The sequence below is a fragment of the Nocardioides sp. InS609-2 genome, from assembly GCF_023208195.1.
GTDB lineage: Bacteria > Actinomycetota > Actinomycetes > Propionibacteriales > Nocardioidaceae > Nocardioides.
On sequence record NZ_CP060034.1, the window covers coordinates 56,543 to 76,638 of the forward strand.

Genomic DNA, 20,096 nt, shown 5'->3' on the forward strand with positions numbered 1-20,096 from the left:
CGCAATCGACATCCTTTAACGAGCCGTCCCGTGAGGCGGAGAAGGAGGTCGGAGACCTGTGTCTCCCTCCGGACGCACCGTCCTCGACGCCCGTGACATCACCCGGGCGCTGACCCGCATCTCCCACGAGATCCTCGAGCGCAACAAAGGCAGTGAGGGTCTCTACCTGCTCGGCCTGCACACCCGCGGTGTGCCGCTGGCCCACCGGATCGGCGAGAAGATCGCCGCCGTCGAGGGGCACGAGATCCCGGTGGGGTCGCTCGACGTCACGATGTACCGCGACGACCTTCGTTCGCAGCCCACGCGGAGCCCGCACAAGACATCGGTGCCCGGCGGCATCGACGGCAAGGTCGTGGTGCTGGTCGACGACGTGCTGTTCTCCGGCCGCACCATCCGGGCCGCGCTGGACGCGCTCAACGACCTCGGCCGGCCCGCCAGCGTGCGGCTGGCCGTGTTGGTCGACCGCGGTCACCGCGAGCTGCCGATCCGGGCCGACCACGTCGGCAAGAACCTGCCCAGTGCGCTTGCCGAGCGCGTCAGCGTCCATCTGGCCGAGCTCGACGGCACCGACGAGGTGGTGATTGCGTGAAGCACCTGCTCTCCATCGACGATCTGACGGTCGACGACATGACGACCATCTTCGACACCGCGGCCGAAATGCACGACGTGCAGCGACGCGAGGTCAAGAAACTGCCCGCCCTGCGTGGCCGCACGATCATCAACCTGTTCTTCGAGGACTCCACCCGCACCCGCTCGAGCTTCGAGATCGCCGGGAAGTGGCTTTCGGCCGACACGGTCAACATCACCGGCAAGGGATCGTCGGCGTCGAAGGGCGAGAGCCTGCGCGACACCGTGCGCACCATCTGCGCGATGGGCGTCGACGCGCTGGTCATGCGGCATTCCGCCAGCGGTGCCGCGCTGCAGGTCTCGCAGTGGGTCGACGCGGTCGTGATCAACGCCGGCGACGGCACCCACGAGCACCCGTCACAGGCGCTGCTCGACGCCTACACGTTGCGCCAACGGCTCGGCTCGCTCGAAGGCAAGCACGTAGTGATGGTCGGCGACCTCACGCACAGCCGGGTCTTCCGAAGCAACGTCAAGTCGTTGACCAAGCTCGGCGCCCGGCTCACGGTCGTGGCACCGCCGACGCTGATGCCGAGCGGTATCGATGCCTGGTCGAAGGAGGCCGGCTTCGCAGCGTCGTACGACCTGGACGAGGTGCTGCCCGACGCCGACGCCGTGATGATGCTGCGGGTGCAGCGGGAGCGGATGGCTGGTGGCTACTTCCCGAGCTCGCGGGAGTACACCGTCGGCTACGGCCTGACGCGCGACCGGCTTGCCACCCTCAAGCCGGACGCACCCATCTGCCACCCGGGCCCGATGAACCGTGGCCTCGAGATCGCCGCCGATGCCGCCGACGCGGCCCAGTCGGTCGTGCTCGACCAGGTGTCGGCCGGTGTGGCCGTGCGGATGTCGGTGCTCTACCACCTGCTTGCCGGAGAGGAAGCTCAGTGAGTCTCGTCATCAAGGGCGCCGCGCTGCTAGGCGGCGAGGCCGCCGACCTGCTCGTCGAGGACGGCGTGATCCGCGAGGTCGGCTCGGTGTCGGCTCCGAAGGACACCGAGATCCTCGACGCCGACGGCCTTGTCGCCCTGCCCGGCCTCGTCGACCTGCACACCCACCTCCGCGAGCCCGGCCGGGAGGACGCCGAGACGGTGCTCTCCGGGTCGCGCGCCGCCGCGGTCGGAGGGTTCACCGCGATCCTTGCGATGGCCAACACCAGCCCGGTCACCGACACGGGCGAGGCTGCCGAGCGGGTGCTCGACCTCGGTCGTGCTGCCGGCCTGGTCGACGTGCAACCGGTGGGTGCCGTGACGCGCGGCCTCGGGGGCGAGGAGCTCGCCGAGCTGGGCCTGATGGCTCGTTCCCGGGCCCGGGTGCGGGTCTTCTCCGACGACGGCAGGTGCGTGCACGACGCGCGGGTGATGCGACGGGCGCTGGAGTACGTCAAGGCGTTCGGCGGCGTGATCAGCCAGCACGCCCAGGACCCCGACCTCGCCGGCCCGACCGCGTGCTGCCACGAGGGTGAGCTGTCCGGTCGCCTCGGCCTGCCCGGCTGGCCCGGGGTCGCCGAGGAGGTCATCGTCGCGCGCGACGTCATGCTCGCCCGGCACACCGGCTCGCGCGTGCACATCGCGCACGTCAGCACGGCCGGGTCGGTCGAGGTGCTGCGCTGGGCCAAGGAGCAGGGCATCCACGTCACCGCCGAGGTGACGCCGCACCACCTGCTGCTCACCACCGACCTGCTCGGCGGCTACGACCCCACGTTCAAGGTCAACCCGCCCCTGCGACCCGACGAGGACGTCGCCGCGCTGTGTGCTGCGCTGGCCGACGGCACGATCGACGCGGTGGCCTCCGACCACGCCCCGCACGCGCGTCACGACAAGGAGCACGCGTTCGTCGACGCGGCGTTCGGCATGCTCGGGCTCGAGACCGCACTGGCCGTCGTACGCACCGCGATGGACGACTCGTTCACCTGGACCGACATCGCCCGGGTGATGTCGCAGGCGCCGGCCCGGATCGCCGGGCTGTCGACGCACGGCGGCGGCCTGGCCGTCGGCGACCCGGCGCACCTGACGCTCGTCGACCCCGCTGCGGCAGTCACCGTCGACCGCGACGCCTCGGTCTCGCTGTCGCGCAACAACCCGTGGCACGGGCGGGCGCTGACGAGCGCCGTCGTGCACACGGTGTACGCCGGCCAGGTCACCGTGCGCGACGGCGCGCTGGCCTGAGCCGAAGCCGGCCTGGGAGTAGCGTGCCGGCAATCCAGCCACTCTCGGACGCCCAGCAAATTGTCGTGATGGGCGTCTCGGGCGTCGGCAAGTCGACCGTGGCCAAGGGGCTCTCGACCGTCCTCGGGTGGACCTACGCCGAGGGCGACGCGTTCCACTCCGAGGCCAACGTCGCAAAGATGCACTCCGGCACCCCGCTCACCGACGACGACCGCTGGCCCTGGCTGCGCAGCATCGGCGCGTGGATGGACACCCGGATCGCCGACGGTCAGCCGTCGGTCATCACCTGTTCCGCGCTGCGTCGGGTCTACCGCGATCTCCTGGCCGAAGGTCGACCCGAGGTGCGGTTCTGTCACCTGGTCGCGGGTGAGGACCTGTTGGCCGAGCGGGTGGGTCGGCGCGCCAACCACTACATGCCCGCGTCCTTGTTGTACAGCCAGTACGACACGCTCGAGCCACTCGACTCCGAGGAATCGGGAGTCGAGGTGTCGGTGGACGGTACGGCGGCCGACGTACTGCACCGGGCACTGGCCGCCCTCTCCATCCCGGATCCCCGCAACGCCTAGGGGCCCATAGGCACCCTGATCGCCCCCGCCCACCTGGCCGGCCTCCTGGCGCGGCCGACGAGCGTCTCGGTGGGTCGCGACCTGCGCCCGTGCCGCTAACGAAACAGTCGGCAGGATATTCGCGTTCCTGGCATGCGGACTGTCCGGTAGCTCAGCGAGGGGCACTGGGTCACGGCATGGCAAGTGGTCTGATCCACCTGTCCGCATGACGGGGAGTCGTGGCGCGACGACGCTTTTGGTGCGACTCTCGATGTGCGGACAACAAGGGGGAGACATGAACATTGCGCGTCGAGGTGCCGACTGGCCTTCGAGCCGGGTCGAGGATCTGATCGCCGCGGGGCACGAGCACGAAGGGGCAGATCGTGAGCTGTGCCCGCCGGTGATCGTCGCCGAACCCGACACCGGACAGGTGCCGGTGGCCACGTCCGCGTGAGGTAGGGTCAGCAGCGCTCGAACATCCTTTAACGATCCGTCCTGAGAGGCGGAGAAGGAGGTACGGCGTGCCGCGGCATGCACCTGCAATCCTCGTCCTCGAAGACGGCCGGACCTTCCATGGGAGGTCCTATGGCGCCGAGGGCGAGACATTCGGCGAAGCCGTGTTCTCCACCGGCATGACCGGTTACCAGGAGACGCTCACCGATCCCAGCTACCACCGGCAGGTCGTCATCATGACCGCGCCGCATGTCGGCAACACCGGCATGAACGACGAGGACCCGGAGTCCTCCCGCATCTGGGTGTCCGGCTTCGTCGTCCGCGATCCCGCACGGGTCCCGTCCAACTGGCGCTCGCAGCGCAGCCTCGGCGACGCGCTCCGCGAGCAGGGGGTGGTCGGCATCAGCGACATCGACACCCGCGCCCTGACCCGCCACCTGCGCGAGCGCGGCGCGATGCGGGTCGGCATCTCCTCGGCCGACACCACCGTCGCCGCCCTGCTCGAGCGGGTCCGTGCGTCCGGCGAGATGGCCGGTGCCAACCTGTCGGAGGCCGTGTCCACGACCAACGCGTACGTCATACCCGCGGTCGGGACACGGCGCTTCACCGTGGCGGCCGTCGACCTGGGCATCAAGACCAACACCCCGCGGATGATGAGCGAGCGCGGCATCGACGTGCACGTGCTGCCCGCGACGTCCACGATCGACGACGTGCTCGCGGTGCAGCCGGACGGGCTCTTCTTTTCCAACGGTCCCGGTGACCCGGCGGCCACCACCGGTCAGGTCGAGCTGTTGCAGGCCGCGTTGGAGCGGGGCATCCCGTACTTCGGCATCTGCTTCGGCAACCAGCTCTTCGGTCGGGCGCTCGGCTTCGGCACCTACAAGCTGAAGTACGGCCACCGCGGCATCAACCAGCCCGTCCTGGACCGCACCACCGGCAAGGTCGAGGTCACCGCGCACAACCACGGCTTCGCGGTGGACGCGCCACTGGAGGGCAGCACCACCACGCCGTACGGCGAGGCGACCGTGAGCCACGTCTGCCTCAACGACGACGTGGTCGAGGGGCTCGAGCTGCGTGACGCCGGGGGAGCCCTCAAGAGCTTCTCGGTCCAGTACCACCCCGAGGCCGCCGCCGGCCCGCACGATGCGGCGTACCTGTTCGACCGGTTCTGCGACCTGATGGGTCTCGATACAACACGCTCGTCCCTCGCGAGTCACTCGACCACCGAAGGAGAGCGCTGATGCCCAAGCGCACCGACATCCAGAGCGTCATGGTCATCGGCTCGGGGCCGATCATCATCGGCCAGGCCTGCGAGTTCGACTACTCCGGCACCCAGGCGTGCCGGGTGCTGCGGGCCGAGGGGCTGCGCGTGATCCTGGTCAACTCCAACCCGGCCACCATCATGACCGACCCCGAGTTCGCCGACGCGACCTACATCGAGCCGATCACTCCCGAGTACGTCGAGAAGGTGATCGCCAAGGAACGGCCCGACGCGCTGCTGGCCACCCTCGGCGGGCAGACGGCGCTCAACACGGCCATGTCGCTGGCTGCCGACGGCGTGCTCGAGAAGTACGGCGTCGAGCTGATCGGCGCCTCGATCGAGGCCATCGACCGCGGCGAGAACCGCCAGGTCTTCAAGAAGATCGTCGAGGAGCTAGGCGGTGAGTGCGCGCGCAGCGCCATCTGCCACTCCATCGACGACCTGCTGGGGGCGGCCGACGACCTCGGCTACCCGATGGTGGTGCGGCCCTCGTTCACGATGGGCGGCACCGGCTCCGGCATGGCCTACGACGAGGCCGACCTGCGGCGCATCGGTGGCAGCGGCCTGGCCGCGAGCCCGACCACCGAGGTGCTCCTGGAGGAGTCGATCATCGGCTGGAAGGAGTACGAGCTCGAGGTCATGCGTGACACCAAGGACAACGTGGTGATCGTCTGCTCGATCGAGAACCTCGACCCGATGGGCGTGCACACCGGCGACTCGATCACCGTGGCGCCCGCGATGACGCTCACCGACCGTGAATACCAGGACATGCGCGACCTGGCGATCGGCATCATCCGCTCGGTCGGCGTCGACACCGGCGGCTGCAACATCCAGTACGCCGTCAACCCGGCCGACGGCCGCCTGATCGTCATCGAGATGAACCCGCGGGTGTCCCGGTCGAGCGCGCTGGCCTCGAAGGCCACCGGCTTCCCGATCGCCAAGATCGCCGCGAAGGTGGCGATCGGCTACACCCTCGACGAGATCCCCAACGACATCACCATGCGGGCCGACGGGTCGAGCACCCCGGCGGCGTTCGAGCCGACCCTCGACTACGTCGTGGTGAAGGTGCCGCGGTTCGCGTTCGAGAAGTTCCCCGGCGCCGACCCGACACTGACCACGCACATGAAGTCGGTGGGCGAGGCCATGTCGATCGGGCGGAACTTCACCGAGGCGCTGCAGAAGGCGCTGCGGTCACTCGAGAGCAAGGGTGCGGTCTTCGACTTCGCACCCGGCGCGGAGCTCGAGGTGCAGGCGCTGCTGGAGAAGTCGAAGATCCCGACCGACGGTCGGCTGCGCACGGTGATGGACTCGATCATCGCCGGCGCCACGGCCGCGCAGGTCCACGACGCCACGAAGATCGACCCGTGGTTCGTCGACCAGCTGTTCCTCATCAAGGAGGTCGCCGAGGACATCGCCGCGGCCAGCCAACTCGACCACGAGACCCTGCGCCAGGCCAAGCGGCACGGCTTCTCCGACGCGCAGATCGGACGCATCCGCGGCATGAGCGAGGACGTCGTCCGCGGCGTACGCCATGCGCTCGGGCTGCGGCCGGTCTTCAAGACCGTCGACACCTGCGCGGCCGAGTTCGCGGCGGCCACGCCGTACCACTACTCGTCCTACGACGAGGAGTCCGAGGTGGCGCCGCGCGAGAAGGAAGCCGTCATCATCCTCGGCAGCGGGCCCAACCGGATCGGGCAGGGCATCGAGTTCGACTACTCGTGCGTGCACGCGTCGCTCGCGTTGAGCGAGGCCGGCTACGAGACGATCATGGTCAACTGCAACCCCGAGACGGTCTCGACCGACTACGACACCTCCGACCGCCTCTACTTCGAGCCGCTCACCCTCGAGGACGTCCTCGAGATCGTGCACGCCGAGCAGCAGGCCGGCCCCGTCGCGGGCGTGATCTGCCAGCTCGGCGGTCAGACGCCGCTCGGGCTCGCGCGAGGCCTGGCCGAGGCAGGCGTGCCCATCGTCGGCACCACACCCGCGGCCATCGACCTTGCCGAGGACCGTGGCGCGTTCGGCCGCGTCCTGCAGGAGGCCGGGCTGCCCGCGCCGAAGTTCGGCATGGCCACCTCGTGGGCCGACGCCCGGCGCATCGCCGCCAGCATCGGCTACCCGGTGCTGGTGCGGCCGTCGTACGTCCTGGGCGGTCGCGGCATGGAGATCGTGTACGACGACGACTCGCTGCGCGGCTACATCGACCGGGCCACCGAGATCAGCCCCGAGCACCCGGTGCTGGTCGACCGGTTCATCGACGACGCGGTCGAGATCGACGTGGACGCCATCTTCGACGGAGAGGAGCTCTTCCTCGGGGGCGTGATGGAGCACATCGAGGAGGCCGGCGTGCACTCCGGCGACTCGTCGTGCGCGCTGCCGCCAATCACCCTGGGTGCCTCCGAGATCACCCGCATCCGGCACGCCACCGAGGCGATCGCCCGGGGGGTGGGTGTGCTCGGGCTGCTCAACATCCAGTTCGCGCTGGCTGCCGACGTGCTCTACGTGCTCGAGGCCAACCCGCGTGCGTCGCGCACCGTGCCGTTCGTCTCGAAGGCGACGGCGACCCCGCTCGCCAAGGCAGCTGCCCGGGTGATGCTGGGCGAGTCGATCGCCGACCTCCGCACGGCCGGAGTGCTGCCCCGCACCGGAGACGGCGGCACGCTGCCCACCGACGCTCCGATCGCGGTGAAGGAGGCGGTGCTGCCCTTCAACCGATTCATGACGTCGGAAGGCCGTCACGTCGACACAGTGCTCGGTCCGGAGATGAAGTCGACCGGCGAGGTGATGGGCTTCGACGCCGACTTCGGCACGGCCTTCGCCAAGGCGCAGACCGCGGCCTACGGGTCTTTGCCGACTTCGGGCCGGATCTTCGTGTCGGTCGCAAACCGCGACAAGCGCAACATGATCTTCCCGGTGAAGGTGCTGGCCGATCGCGGCTTCGAGATCCTCGCGACCCAGGGCACCGCTGAGGTGCTGCGCCGCAACGGCATCAAGGTCAGAGAAGTCCGCAAGCACCACGAGGGCGAAGGCCCCAACGGCGAGCGCACCAGTGTGCAGCTGATCAACGACGGTGCGATCGACCTCGTCGTCAACACGCCGTACTCCACCGGCAACTCCGCGCGGCTCGACGGCTATGAGATTCGTACGGCGGCAGTCCTCGCCAACATCCCGTGCATCACGACCGTGCCCGGGCTGGGCGCGGCCGTGCAGGGCATCGAGGCACTCAGTCGCGGCGAGGTGGGCGTGCGCAGCCTGCAGGAGTGGAATGCGATGTCCGCCGCCGCGGCAGGGGAGTCGCGTCGCTGATGCCTCCCCTGTCGGCCGGACCGTACCGCCTGCTCTTCGACCACGCGTTCACCCGGGTTGATCCCGAGCGGGCGCACCATGCGGGGTTCGCGGCGATCCGGGCGGCGGAGCCGGTGCTGCGCAGAGTCCCTTGGTTTCGAGGCTCGCTGCGCTCGCACCTCAACCAGCGGGTGGAGGCTCTCGGGCTGACGTTCGACCACCCGCTCGGGCTCGCCGCCGGCTTCGACAAGAACGCCGTCGGCATCGACGCCCTGGCTGCCCTGGGCTTCGGGCACGTCGAGATCGGCACCGTCACCGCGCTGGCGCAGCCCGGCAACCCCAAGCCACGGCTCTTCCGGCTGCCGCGCGACGGTGCGGTCGTCAACCGGATGGGCTTCAACAACGACGGCGCCGCAGTCGTGGCGGCCCGGCTGGCGCGACGGGCAGCCCGCCCGAAGAGTCGGACCGTCGTAGGAGTGAACGTCGGCAAGTCGAAGGTGGTACCCGACGACGACGCGGCCGCCGTCGAGGCCGACTACCGCGCCAGCACCCGGCTCCTCACGCCGTACGCCGACTACCTGGTCGTCAACGTCTCGTCACCCAACACCCCCGGGCTGCGCAACCTCCAGGCCGTCGAGAAGCTCGAGCCGCTGCTCCGCGCCGTCCGCGACGAGGCCGACGCGAGCACCGACCGACGGGTCCCGCTGCTGGTCAAGATCGCCCCTGACCTCGACGACGACGACGTGCTCGCCGTCGCCGATCTGGCGCTCGCGCTCGGACTCGACGGCATCTCCGCCACCAACACCACGATCAGCCGTGACGGCCTGGTGAGCGGTGCCGACCTGGTCGCCGCCCTCGGTGCGGGCGGGCTCTCGGGTCGGCCACTGACCGCTCGCGCTCTCGAGGTGATGCGGCTGCTGAAGGGCCGGGTCGGAGACGATCTCGTGCTCGTAGGCGTCGGCGGCATCACTACCGTCGACGACGCCCGTGCGCGGCTCGAGGCCGGAGCCGCCTTGCTGCAGGGCTACTCCGCGTTCATCTACGAAGGTCCTGCGTGGCCGCAGCGCATCGTCGCCGGGCTGGCCCGTGGGTGAGCGCGACCCGCGCCACGTCGTTGGCGAGGTGCTGGCCACGCGGAGGGCCGGCGCCTTCCGCCACCTCACCCTGACCGCTCGCGGCATCCCCGAGCGCTTCCGTCCCGGCACGTTCGTAGCGGCTTCGGTCGCGCCGACGCAGATGGCCCGGCGGGCGCTGTGGATCCACCGCGTCGCCGAGACCGGCGCCTTCGGGCCCACCCTCGATGTCGTGGTCGAGCCGCGTGGCATCGGCGGTCGCTGGCTGGCTGAGGTGAATGTCGGCTCGCGCCTCGAGCTCACCGGGCCGCTGGGTCGACCGTTCGCGATCCCCAAGGAGCCGGTGGCCTGCCTGCTCGTCGGTGAGGGTTGCTCCGCGGCGCCGCTGTTCCCGTTGGCCGAGCGCCTGCGCGACCGCCGGGCTCCGGTGTCGTTCGTGCTCGCGGGCGCCGATGAGTCGCACCTGCTGGCCCCTCGGGAGGCGCGCCGGATGTCGCGGTCGGTGCAGGTCGTCACCGCCGACGGCTCCGTCGGCAGCCGTGGCGACGTGATGACCGTGCTGCGGACCGCGATCGAGGCGACGGAGGCCGCGGTGGTCTACGCCGCGGGACCGACGCGGATGCTGCGGGCCGTCGCGGAGGCGGCTGAGGAGGCCGGCGTACAGAGCCAGGTCGCGATCGAGCAGCCGCTGCCGTGCGGCACCGGCCTGTGCCGGGGTTGCGTCATCGACGTCCGTGACGCCGAGGGCGACGCCCATCAGGTGCGCGCCTGCCTCGACGGCCCGGTGCTGCCCGGTGACCGGGTCGACTGGGCCTCCCTGCTGGGCGACGCATCGTGACCCTGCACCTGTTGCACCCGGTGATGATCGCCTCGGGCTGTGGCGGCACCGGACGTGAGCTGGCGCCGTACGTCGACCTCGACGGGCTGGCGTTCGTCACCCGCACCCTGACGCGTGACCCGCGCCGGGGTGGCGCCGCACCCCGGATGGCGGAGGCCCCCAGCGGTCTGCTCAACATCATCGGTCTCAACAACCCCGGGCTCGCATACTTCCTCCACGAGGAGCTGCCCTGGCTGATCCGCGCCGGGGTGCAGGTCTTCGTGTCCGTCGCGGGGGCGACGCTGGGGGAGTACGCAGACCTCGCCCGGATCGCCGGCCGCGCGCCGGGTGTCGCCGGCATCGAGGTCAACGTGTCGGTGCCCGACCCGGGTGGGGCCAACATCTTCGAGGCCCGTGAGCCGTTCCACGCGGCCAGTGCCGTCGCCGCCGTACGACGCGAGACACCGTCGGACCTGCCCGTGCTCGCCAAGCTGCGACCCGACGTGAGTCGCGTGGTCGAGGCCGCGCGGGCGGTCGTCGAGGCCGGCGCGACCGCCGTGGTGGTGGGCAACGCCGTGCCCGCCGCCATGCCTGACGGCCGCCCCGCCGGGCTGACCGGACCTGCGATCGCGCCCATCGCACTGCGCTGCGTAACCGAGGTCTGCAGCCAGCTTCCCGAAGCAACCGTGATCGGGTGCGGTGGCGTCGCCGATGCCGCGGGGGCGCGCGCCCTGCTCGCGGCCGGTGCGGTCGCCGTACAGGTCGGCACCGCGCTGCTCCGTGACCCCACGACCGCCACGCGACTCGTGGCCGACCTTCAGGAGGACCAGTGATCGAGCCGTTCGGGCTGCGCCTGCACCGCGCCATCGAGGAGCGCGGCCGGTTCTGCGTCGGCATCGACCCGCACGCGGGCCTGCTCCACGACTGGGGCCTCAACGACGATGTGGCCGGGCTGGAGCGGTTCGCGCTCACCGTCGTCGAGGCGGTGGCGCCGGTGGTGGGTGTGGTGAAGCCGCAGAGCGCGTTCTACGAGCGCTTCGGAAGCCGTGGCGTGGCCGTGCTCGAACGCGTCATCGCGGAGTCACGGGCGGCCGGCGCGCTGGTGCTGCTCGACGTCAAGCGGGGAGACATCGGCTCGACCAGCCAGGCCTACGCCGACGCCTACCTCGACCCCTCGTCGCCGCTCGCGAGCGACGCGATCACCGCCAGCCCCTACCTCGGCTTCGGCTCGCTCGACCCGATGATCGACACGGCTCGCAAGCACGGTGCGGGCGTCTTCGTGCTCGCCCTGACCTCCAACAAGGAGGGCCCCGAGGTGCAGCACGCCCGCAGTGGCGAGGGCACGGTCGCCGGCACGGTGCTCGACCACCTGCGCCACCTCAACGCCGGCGCCGAGCCGGTCGGCGACATGGGCGCGGTCATCGGCGCCACCATCGGCGACACCGGCGAGGACTTCGCGTTCAACGGGCCGATCCTCGCTCCCGGGTACGGCGCCCAGGGCGGCACGCCCGCCGACCTGCGCCGGATCTTCGGGTCGGCGGCCCGGCACGTGCTGCCGTCGTCGTCTCGCGAGGTGCTGGCTGTCGGCCCCGACCCGACCGCGCTGCGCGACGCCGCGCTCCGCGGCAACGACGCCGTCGCAGGCCTGGGATCCGCGTGAACAGGAGGCGACTGCTCCTCCTCGGCCTCGTCGTAGGCCTGATCGCGGGCGCCGGCTGGGTGTTCTGGGACCGCACCCACCCGTCGTACTGCGAGGTCGTCGCCGATCGCCAGACCGAGCTGGCCGACCTGACCAACGCCGGTGGGCAGGGGGCGTTGTTCGACGCGCTCGACAGCTATCGCGACCTGCGCGACGCCGCGCCCGACGACATCGACGACGAGTGGGAACGCGTTATCGGTCGGCTCGAGATCCTCGAGAAGGCGCTGCGCGACGCCGACGTCGACCCCGAGACGTACGACCCGAAGAAGCCGCCCGCCGGGCTCGACGCCGAGCAACGCGGTGCGATCGAGGGTGCTGCCCGCGAGCTGGGCAGCGAGACGACCGTCGGCGCGATGGGCGAGCTGGAACAGCAGGCACTTGACGTGTGCCACACACCGTTGTCCCAATAGCCCCCCGACGTTGCTTGTCTCCTCGGCAACTGACTAAATTGAGGCGCTGCCGGACCGACCCGTTGCGAGCAACCCCACAGAACGAGGACCCCACCCGTGGCTCTGCCCCCGCTCACTCCCGAACAGCGCCAGGCAGCGCTGGCGAAGGCCGCCGCCTCCCGTCGTGAGCGCGCCGAGGTCAAGAACCGGCTCAAGAACTCCGGCGCCTCGATCGCCGATGTGCTGAGCGAGGGCCAGCGCAACGACGTGGTGGGCAAGATGCGCGTCGTCGACCTGCTCCAGTCGATGCCCGGTCTGGGCAAGGTGCGGGCCCGTCAGACCATGGAGCGGCTCGGCATCGCCGAGAGCCGCCGGGTCCGCGGCCTGGGCACCAAGCAGGTGGCCGCGCTGGAGCGCGAGTTCGCCCCGGGCGAGTGACCGATCCCGATCCGGCCGCGGGGTTTGACACCGCGCGGCCGTCCCGGCTCGTCGTGCTGGCCGGGCCCACAGCCGTGGGCAAGGGCACCGTGGCTGCCGACGTACGCAAGCAGCATCCGGAGGTCTGGCTCTCCGTCTCCGCCACCACTCGCAAGCCGAGGCCCGGGGAGCAGGACGGCGTGCACTACTGGTTCGTCTCCGAGGACGAGTTCGACGCGATGATCGAGCACGGCGAGCTGCTGGAGTGGGCGGTCGTGCACAAGCGGGCGCGTTACGGCACGCCGCGCAAGCCGGTCGAGGAGGCCCTGGCGAAGGGACTGCCCGCCCTGCTCGAGATAGACCTGCAGGGCGCGCGGCAGGTGCGCGAGACGATGCCGGGCGCCCGGTTCGTCTTCCTGATGCCGCCGTCGTGGGACGAGCTGGTGCGCCGGCTGGTCGGTCGCGGCACCGAGACCGACGAGGAACGCGAGCGCCGGCTCGAGACCGCGCGCGACGAGCTGGCCGCCGAAGGGGAGTTCGACGTCACCATCGTCAACCACGAAGTTCACTCTGCAGCCGAGGAGTTGGTAGACTTGATGCTGCTCGACGACGAACATCGGTTCGACCTGTGATCGAGCACATCCCGACAATCTGCGAGGCTGACGCGTGTCTGCACCCAACATCGCCGCGGTGGGCGTAACCAACCCCCCGATCGACGACCTGCTCACCAAGACCGACAGCAAGTACAAGCTGGTTCTCTACAGCGCCAAGCGTGCCCGGCAGATCAACGCCTACTACTCCCAGCTCGGTGAGGGCCTCCTCGAGTACGTCGGCCCGCTGGTCGACACGCACGTCCAGGAGAAGCCGCTCTCGATCGCGCTCCGCGAGATCGCCGGCGACCTGCTGACCTGTGAGGACGTGGACCCGGCCGAGCTCGCCGCCGAAGAGGCTGCCGCGAAGGCCGCCCGCGAAGAGAAGACCGCTGCCGACCCGTTCGCCTCCAGCGAGTAGTCGACCACCGCGTTGAGCACGAGCACTCCGCCCGGCTCCGACATCGAGGCCGCGTCCCCCTCCGGGACGCGGCCCCGAGTCGTTCTGGGGGTCTCCGGCGGCATTGCCGCCTACAAGGCGTGCGAGGTGCTGCGCCGCTTCACCGAGTCCGGGTACGACGTCACGGTCGTGCCGACCGCCGCCGCACTGCAGTTCGTCGGAGCGGCCACCTGGTCCGCGCTGTCGGGCAAGCCCGTCTCGCCCGACGTCTGGACCGACGTGCACCAGGTCCCGCACGTGCGGATCGGCCAGGCCGCCGACCTCGTGGTCGTCGTACCAGCAACCGCCGACCTGCTCGCGAAGGCCGCCCACGGGCTGGCCGACGACCTGCTCACCAACACCCTGCTCACCGCGCGCTGTCCGGTCGTCTTCGCGCCGGCCATGCACACCGAGATGTGGGAGCACCCGGCCACCGCCGCCAACGTCGAGACCCTGCGCTCGCGCGGCCTCTTCGTCATCGAGCCGGCCGAGGGCCGGCTCACCGGCAAGGACACCGGCAAGGGCCGGCTGCCCGACCCCGACGAGATCTTCGAGCTGTCGGTCCAGGTGCTGGCCCGCGGTGCGTCCGCGCCCGACCTGGCCGGCCGGCACGTCGTGGTGTCGGCGGGTGGCACGCGTGAGTACCTCGACCCGGTGCGGTTCCTGGGCAACCGATCGTCAGGCTTGCAGGGCTACGCCCTGGCTCGGGCCGCTGCCGCACGGGGTGCCTCGGTGACCTTGGTCAGCGCCAACGTCGCGCTGCCCGACCCTGCCGGCGTGACCGTGATCCGCGTCGAGACCACGGCCGAGCTGCGAGAGGCCGTCGTGGCCGCCACGGCCAGTGCCGACGCGGTCGTGATGGCCGCCGCGCCCGCCGATTTCCGGCCCACTGCGACCAGCGAGCACAAGATCAAGAAGGCAGCCGACGGGTCGTCACCATCGATCGCGCTGACCCAGAACCCCGACATCCTGGCCGAGATCTCGCACGACCGGGCCCGCCCGGGGGCGTTGATCGTCGGCTTCGCCGCCGAGACCGGCGACAACACCGGATCGGTCCTCGAGCTCGCCGCTGCCAAGCTGGCCCGTAAGGGCTGCGACCTGCTGGTGGTCAACGACGTGAGCGGCGGCGCCGTGTTCGGCAGCCTTGACAACGAGGCGGTCATCCTCGGCGCCGACGGCGGTCGCCGCGCCGTACCCCATGGTTCGAAAGCGGCCCTGGCCCACGTCATTTGGGACGAAGTGGTGTCGAGACTGCAAGATTGAGACCGCCATCCCGGTCCGCGGGACGGCCGATATCGTGAGCGGCAACACCAACAAGCGCGGGAGTGAGCAACTGTGGCTGGACGTCTTTTCACCTCGGAGTCGGTGACCGAAGGTCACCCGGACAAGATCGCCGACCAGATCAGCGACTCGGTCCTCGACGCCCTGCTCGAGCAGGACCCGCACAGCCGCGTCGCCGTGGAGACACTCCTCACGACCGGCCTCGTGGTCGTCGCGGGCGAAGTCTCGACCACCGGCTACGTCGACATCAAGCAGAAGGTCCGCGACCGGATCCTCGCGATCGGCTACGACTCCTCCACCAAGGGCTTCGACGGCGCATCGTGCGGCGTCATGGTGGCCATCGGCGGCCAGTCGGGCGACATCGCCCAAGGCGTCGACACAGGTCACGAGAGCCGCACCGGCTCGGTCGACGCGATGGACAAGCAGGGCGCGGGCGACCAGGGCCTGATGTTCGGCTACGCCTGCGACGACACCGACGTGCTGATGCCGCTCCCGATCGTGATCGCCCAGCGGCTCGCTGAGAAGCTCTCCGCGGTCCGCAAGGACGGCACGCTCGACTACCTGCGTCCCGATGGCAAGACCCAGGTCACCATCGAGTACGACGCGGACAACCGCCCGGTGCGCGTCGACACCGTCGTGCTGTCCACCCAGCACTCCGAGGAGACCGAGCTCGACACCCTCGAGAGTGACATCAAGAAGCACGTCATCGACCCCGTGCTCGACACCTTCTCCATCCCCTCCGAGGGCTACCGCCTGCTGGTCAACCCGACCGGGCGCTTCGTCGTCGGCGGCCCGATGGGCGACGCCGGCCTGACCGGCCGCAAGATCATCGTCGACACCTACGGCGGCATGGCCCGCCACGGTGGCGGCGCCTTCTCCGGCAAGGACCCGTCGAAGGTCGACCGCTCGGCCGCCTACGCCATGCGCTGGGTTGCCAAGAACGTCGTGGCCGCTGGCCTGGCCCGTCGCTGCGAGGCGCAGGTCGCCTACGCGATCGGCAAGGCCCAGCCCGTCGGTGTCTTCATCGAGACGTTCGGCACCGGCACCGTCTCCGACGAGAAGATCCAGGAAGCCGTGCTGGCGGTCTTCGACCTGCGCCCGGCCGCGATCATCCGCGACCTCGACCTGCTGCGCCCGATCTACGCCAAGACCGCGGCGTACGGCCACTTCGGTCGTGAGCTGCCCGAGTTCACATGGGAGCGCACCGACCGCGCCGACGCGCTGAAGGCTGCTGTCGGGGTCTGAGGTTTCGTCGTTCATGGTCCCTCGCCCAGGCGGGGGGCCATGAAGTTCGTGGCGCGTGCAAACCCCACAATCTTCACGGAACCCCACGGACCTGAGCCCGATCCGGCGCTGTCGGCCCCCGCTGATAGACATCTGCCATGACGGCGAACCATGGGCAGACGGGCGGCCACCCCGACATGCTGCCCGGCCTGCGCGCCGCCGTGGAGGACTCGCGAGCCAAGGCCGCGGCCACTCGCACCCGCAAGGCCGCCGAGGCCGAGCCGGCCACCGTCGACCCGGTCGCCCGGGTGCTCGTCGACGTGCCGCTGGCGCATCTCGACCGGCCGTTCGACTACACGGTGCCCGCCAAGATGGCCGAGACCGCGATGCCGGGCGCACGGGTCAAGGTCCGCTTCGCCGGCCAGGACGTCGACGGCTACGTCGTCGAGCGCGCGGAGACGAGTGAGCACACCGGGCGGCTCACCCCCCTGAGGCGGGTGGTGAGCGGTGAGCCGGTGCTGGCACCCGAGATCGCGGCGCTGACTGCAGGTGTCGCCGAGCGGTACGCCGGTTCCCGGGCCGACGTGCTCCGCCTCGCCGTGCCGCCGCGGCATGCGACCATCGAGAAGCAGCCGTCGGTGCCGTCCGAACCCTTGGTGGCGGACCCGGCGGCAGCGGGGAAGGCGTGGGCGGCGCACGAGCACGCGGCAGCGTTCCTCACTCACCTCGCCGCAGGCGGGTCGCCGCGCGCCGTCTGGAACCCACCGCCCGGCGCCGGCTGGCAGACCCTTGTCGCCCACGCGGCGGCCCTCACGGTCGCGGGTGGCCGGGGTGTGCTGGTCTGCGTGCCCGACAAGCGCGACGTCGAGCGGGTGTCCGCGGCCCTCGACGCGGTCCTCGGGGCCGGCCGCCATGTCGCGCTGACTGCCGACAGCGGTCCGGCCGAGCGCTACCGGCAGTTCCTGATGGTGTCCCGCGGCGCCGCCCACGTCGTCGTCGGCACCCGGTCTGCGGCATTCGCCCCCGTGCACAATCTCGGCCTGGTCGTCATCTGGGACGACGGCGACGACCTGCATGCCGAGCCGCGCGCGCCGTACCCCCACTCCCGCGAGGTCCTGCTCCTGCGCGCCGAGCAGCAGGGCACCGCCGCGCTGGTGGGCGGCTTCGCCCGCACCTGCGAGGCCGACTACTTGCTGCGCACCGGCTGGGCCAGACCCCTGGTCACCAGCCGCGACCACGTCCGGGCACAGGTTGCGACGGCCGTCGTGCCCGGCGAGGACCGCGCCATCGGCACCCGCATCCCCAGCGCCGTACGCGACCTCGTCAGGGACGCACTCCAACAGGGACCGGTGCTGGTGCAGACCCCACGCCAGGGGTATGTCGCGTCGCTGGCGTGCGAACGCTGCCGCACGCCGGCCCGGTGCAGGGAGTGCGCCGGGCCGCTCCTGCTCGCCGGGCCGACGGCGCCGCCGCACTGTCGCTGGTGCGGTCACGAGGCGCTGGGCTGGGCCTGCCCCGAGTGCGGCCATCGCGGGCTGCGGGCACCGGTGCTCGGTGACGCGCGCACCGCCGAGGAGCTCGGCCGGATGTTCGCCAGCACCACCATCCGCACGTCCAGCGGCGACCACGTGCGCGCCAGCGTCCCCGACCGTCCCGAGATCGTCGTCGCGACGCCAGGTGCCGAGCCGGCTGCCGAGGGCGGCTACGCGGGAGTCGTCATCCTCGACACCTGGCTGACGCTCGCGCGCACGGACCTGCGCACCGACGAGGAGGCGCTGCGGCGCTGGCTCGGCGCGGCCGGCCTGGTGCGAGCCGGCGGTCGGGTGATCGCGGTCGGCGACCCGGCGCACCCCGCCTTGCAGGCGCTCGTCCGCTGGGACCCGGCCGGCTTCGCCACCCGTGAGAACGACCAGCGCCTGGCCACGCACCTGCCGCCCGCCGTACGCCTCGCCACGGTCACGGGCGAGCCGGGCGCGGTCGACGACGCGCTCACCCTGCTCGCACCACCCGCGGCTGCCGAGGTGCTCGGCCCGGTCGCCGTCAGCGACGACCCGACATCCGAGGAGGTAAGGCTGGTGGTCCGGGTGCCCCGTGCGCTGGGAGCCTCCCTGTCGACCGCGCTGGGCGAGCTCCAGCGGGTGCGATCGGCGCGCAAGCTTGACGCCGTACGCATCCAGGTCGACCCACCGTCGTTGTGAGCCTCGCGGCCCGGGACCCGGGTCCACGCGGGTGCGGGCTTCGTGCGGACACTCCCTAGACTGGCCCGCGCTCGACAGCGAGCGCCGAGACCGAGGAGACCGTGTGGCCGTCCAACCCATCCGCCTGTTCGGTGACCCGATCCTGCGCAAGCCCGCCGTGGCCGTCGACTCCTTCGACAAGGAGCTGCGCACGCTGGTCCAGGACCTCACCGACACCATGCTCGAGGCGCCGGGCGCCGGGCTGGCCGCGCCGCAGATCGGCGTCGGGCTGAGGGTCTTCACCTGGAACGTGCACGACGAGGTCGGCCACCTGGTCAACCCGGAGCTCACCCTCTCCGACGAGCAGCAGGACGGCGCCGAGGGTTGCCTGTCACTGCCCGAGCTGACCTATGACTGCCTGCGCGCGCTGTCGGTGGTCGCCACCGGCTTCGACATGTACGGCGAGCCCGTGCGCATCGAGACCTCCGAGCTGCTCGCCCGGGCGATCCAGCACGAGACCGACCACCTCGACGGGATCCTCTTCCTCGACCGGCTGGACACGGCCTCCCGGAAGGCCGCGATGAAGGAGATTCGCGAGTCCGAGTGGTTCGGGCTCGAGCAGCCGACGGTCCGGGTCAGCCCGCACGCCACGAACGGGCTCGCCTGGTGAAGGAGCAGAGCTGATGCGCATCGTCTTCGCCGGCACGCCCGAGGTCGCCGTACCCGCCCTCGACGCGATCGCCGCCTCCGACCACGAGCTCGTCGGCGTAGTCACGCGCCCCGATGCTGCCGCCGGGCGTGGTCGCAAGCTGGTCGCCAGCCCGGTCGCCGTACGCGCCGACGAGCTCGGGGTGCCGGTGCTCAAGCCCGACCACCCGCGCGACCCGGCGTTCCAGGCCGAGCTCGCGGCGTTGCGCCCCGACTGTTGCCCGGTCGTTGCCTACGGCGCGATGCTGCCCCAGAGCGCACTCGACATCCCCGTGCACGGCTGGGTCAACCTGCACTTCTCGGTGCTGCCCGCGTGGCGAGGCGCCGCGCCGGTGCAGCACTCGATCTGGGCCGGCGACGAGGTCACCGGCGCGACCACCTTCCGCATCGTCAAGGCGCTCGACGCGGGGCCGGTGTTCGGCGTGATGACCGAACGCATCCGCGACACCGACACGTCCGGAGACCTGCTCGGCCGGCTGGCCGAGGGCGGCGCCGGGCTGCTGGTCAGGACGCTCGACGGCATCGAGTCGGGTGAGCTGGAGGCCCGGGAGCAGTCGGCCGAAGGCATCTCGTTGGCCCCCAAGATCGCCGTCGAGGACGCCCTGGTCGACTGGCACGAGCGCGCAACTGCCGTCGACCGCCGGGTGCGCGCCTGCACGCCCGCCCCGGGTGCGTGGACCACGTTCGACGGCCAGCGGCTCAAGCTCGGCCCGGTCATCCCCGTGGCCGACCACGAGGAGCTGAAGCCCGGCCGGATCGAGGTCACCAAGAACGCCGTGTACATCGGCACCGCGAGCGGCGTCGTACAGCTCGGCGACGTCAAGCCGAACGGCCGGAAGCTGATGCCCGCGGCCGACTGGGCCCGCGGCGTACGTCTGGAGTCCGGTGCCCGCCTCGGCGACTCCTAGCGGGCGTCTCCCTGCTCCGTGGCCTGCTGCACGCCGCC

20 protein-coding genes are annotated in these 20,096 nt (G+C 71.0%); all 20 read left to right on the forward strand.

Annotated elements, in window-relative coordinates; translation table 11 throughout:
• Window positions 1–58 precede the first annotated feature (58 nt).
• The 20 genes from pyrR (at window position 59) to fmt (ending at window position 20,058) form a co-directional block, all read left to right on the forward strand.
• The gene (gene pyrR, locus H4Q84_RS00340; RefSeq protein ID WP_248581453.1) at window positions 59–589 is read left to right on the forward strand and encodes a bifunctional pyr operon transcriptional regulator/uracil phosphoribosyltransferase PyrR; all 531 of its coding nucleotides are present in this window, start codon (window positions 59–61) and stop codon (window positions 587–589) included.
• Complete coding sequence (locus tag H4Q84_RS00345) at window positions 586–1,515, forward strand: aspartate carbamoyltransferase catalytic subunit (protein ID WP_282580295.1); 930 nt, start codon at window positions 586–588, stop codon at window positions 1,513–1,515. The genes pyrR and H4Q84_RS00345 overlap by 4 nt, the downstream gene beginning before the upstream one ends.
• Window positions 1,512–2,792, forward strand: a complete 1,281-nt coding sequence (locus tag H4Q84_RS00350; RefSeq protein WP_248581454.1) for a dihydroorotase — start codon at window positions 1,512–1,514, stop codon at window positions 2,790–2,792. Before H4Q84_RS00345 ends, H4Q84_RS00350 begins: the two co-directional genes overlap by 4 nt.
• 23 nt (window positions 2,793–2,815) lie before the next feature.
• Window positions 2,816–3,358: a gluconokinase gene (locus H4Q84_RS00355; RefSeq protein ID WP_248581455.1), complete on the forward strand. Its 543-nt coding sequence runs from the start codon at window positions 2,816–2,818 to the stop codon at window positions 3,356–3,358.
• A gap of 274 nt (window positions 3,359–3,632) precedes the next feature.
• Window positions 3,633–3,791 carry a hypothetical protein gene (locus tag H4Q84_RS00360; RefSeq protein WP_248581456.1) on the forward strand — a complete coding sequence of 53 codons (159 nt, stop codon included), beginning with the start codon at window positions 3,633–3,635 and terminating at the stop codon, window positions 3,789–3,791.
• A gap of 67 nt (window positions 3,792–3,858) precedes the next feature.
• Complete coding sequence (gene carA / locus H4Q84_RS00365) at window positions 3,859–5,031, forward strand: glutamine-hydrolyzing carbamoyl-phosphate synthase small subunit (RefSeq protein ID WP_248581457.1); 1,173 nt, start codon at window positions 3,859–3,861, stop codon at window positions 5,029–5,031.
• Entirely contained in the window at window positions 5,031–8,357 is a 3,327-nt protein-coding gene (carB, locus tag H4Q84_RS00370; protein WP_248581458.1) for a carbamoyl-phosphate synthase large subunit, read from the forward strand. The genes carA and carB overlap by 1 nt, the downstream gene beginning before the upstream one ends.
• Complete coding sequence (locus H4Q84_RS00375; protein ID WP_248581459.1) at window positions 8,357–9,430, forward strand: quinone-dependent dihydroorotate dehydrogenase; 1,074 nt, start codon at window positions 8,357–8,359, stop codon at window positions 9,428–9,430. The genes carB and H4Q84_RS00375 overlap by 1 nt, the downstream gene beginning before the upstream one ends.
• Window positions 9,423–10,247 carry a hypothetical protein gene (locus tag H4Q84_RS00380; protein WP_248581460.1) on the forward strand — a complete coding sequence of 275 codons (825 nt, stop codon included), beginning with the start codon at window positions 9,423–9,425 and terminating at the stop codon, window positions 10,245–10,247. The genes H4Q84_RS00375 and H4Q84_RS00380 overlap by 8 nt, the downstream gene beginning before the upstream one ends.
• A complete protein-coding gene (locus H4Q84_RS00385; protein WP_248581461.1) occupies window positions 10,244–11,059 on the forward strand; it encodes a tRNA-dihydrouridine synthase in 816 nt (271 codons plus the stop codon). Before H4Q84_RS00380 ends, H4Q84_RS00385 begins: the two co-directional genes overlap by 4 nt.
• Window positions 11,059–11,886, forward strand: a complete 828-nt coding sequence (gene pyrF, locus H4Q84_RS00390) for an orotidine-5'-phosphate decarboxylase (RefSeq protein WP_248583718.1) — start codon at window positions 11,059–11,061, stop codon at window positions 11,884–11,886. The genes H4Q84_RS00385 and pyrF overlap by 1 nt, the downstream gene beginning before the upstream one ends.
• Window positions 11,883–12,335, forward strand: coding sequence for a hypothetical protein (locus tag H4Q84_RS00395; protein ID WP_248581462.1), 453 nt, complete (start codon window positions 11,883–11,885; stop codon window positions 12,333–12,335). The genes pyrF and H4Q84_RS00395 overlap by 4 nt, the downstream gene beginning before the upstream one ends.
• Before the next feature lie 96 nt (window positions 12,336–12,431).
• Window positions 12,432–12,752, forward strand: a complete 321-nt coding sequence (gene mihF / locus H4Q84_RS00400; protein ID WP_248581463.1) for an integration host factor, actinobacterial type — start codon at window positions 12,432–12,434, stop codon at window positions 12,750–12,752.
• Entirely contained in the window at window positions 12,749–13,363 is a 615-nt protein-coding gene (gene gmk, locus H4Q84_RS00405; RefSeq protein ID WP_248581464.1) for a guanylate kinase, read from the forward strand. Before mihF ends, gmk begins: the two co-directional genes overlap by 4 nt.
• A 34-nt stretch (window positions 13,364–13,397) precedes the next feature.
• Window positions 13,398–13,742, forward strand: a complete 345-nt coding sequence (gene rpoZ / locus H4Q84_RS00410) for a DNA-directed RNA polymerase subunit omega (RefSeq protein WP_248581465.1) — start codon at window positions 13,398–13,400, stop codon at window positions 13,740–13,742.
• Between the two features lie 12 nt (window positions 13,743–13,754).
• On the forward strand, window positions 13,755–15,023 hold the full coding sequence (gene coaBC, locus H4Q84_RS00415; RefSeq protein ID WP_248581466.1) for a bifunctional phosphopantothenoylcysteine decarboxylase/phosphopantothenate--cysteine ligase CoaBC: 1,269 nt from the start codon (window positions 13,755–13,757) through the stop codon (window positions 15,021–15,023).
• A 72-nt stretch (window positions 15,024–15,095) separates the two neighbouring features.
• On the forward strand, window positions 15,096–16,286 hold the full coding sequence (gene metK / locus H4Q84_RS00420) for a methionine adenosyltransferase (RefSeq protein ID WP_248581467.1): 1,191 nt from the start codon (window positions 15,096–15,098) through the stop codon (window positions 16,284–16,286).
• Between the two features lie 137 nt (window positions 16,287–16,423).
• The gene (locus H4Q84_RS00425) at window positions 16,424–18,463 is read left to right on the forward strand and encodes a primosomal protein N' (RefSeq protein WP_248581468.1); all 2,040 of its coding nucleotides are present in this window, start codon (window positions 16,424–16,426) and stop codon (window positions 18,461–18,463) included.
• A 103-nt stretch (window positions 18,464–18,566) separates the two neighbouring features.
• Window positions 18,567–19,112, forward strand: a complete 546-nt coding sequence (def, locus tag H4Q84_RS00430) for a peptide deformylase (RefSeq protein ID WP_248581469.1) — start codon at window positions 18,567–18,569, stop codon at window positions 19,110–19,112.
• A gap of 13 nt (window positions 19,113–19,125) precedes the next feature.
• The gene (gene fmt, locus H4Q84_RS00435; RefSeq protein ID WP_248581470.1) at window positions 19,126–20,058 is read left to right on the forward strand and encodes a methionyl-tRNA formyltransferase; all 933 of its coding nucleotides are present in this window, start codon (window positions 19,126–19,128) and stop codon (window positions 20,056–20,058) included.
• Window positions 20,059–20,096 lie beyond the last annotated feature (38 nt).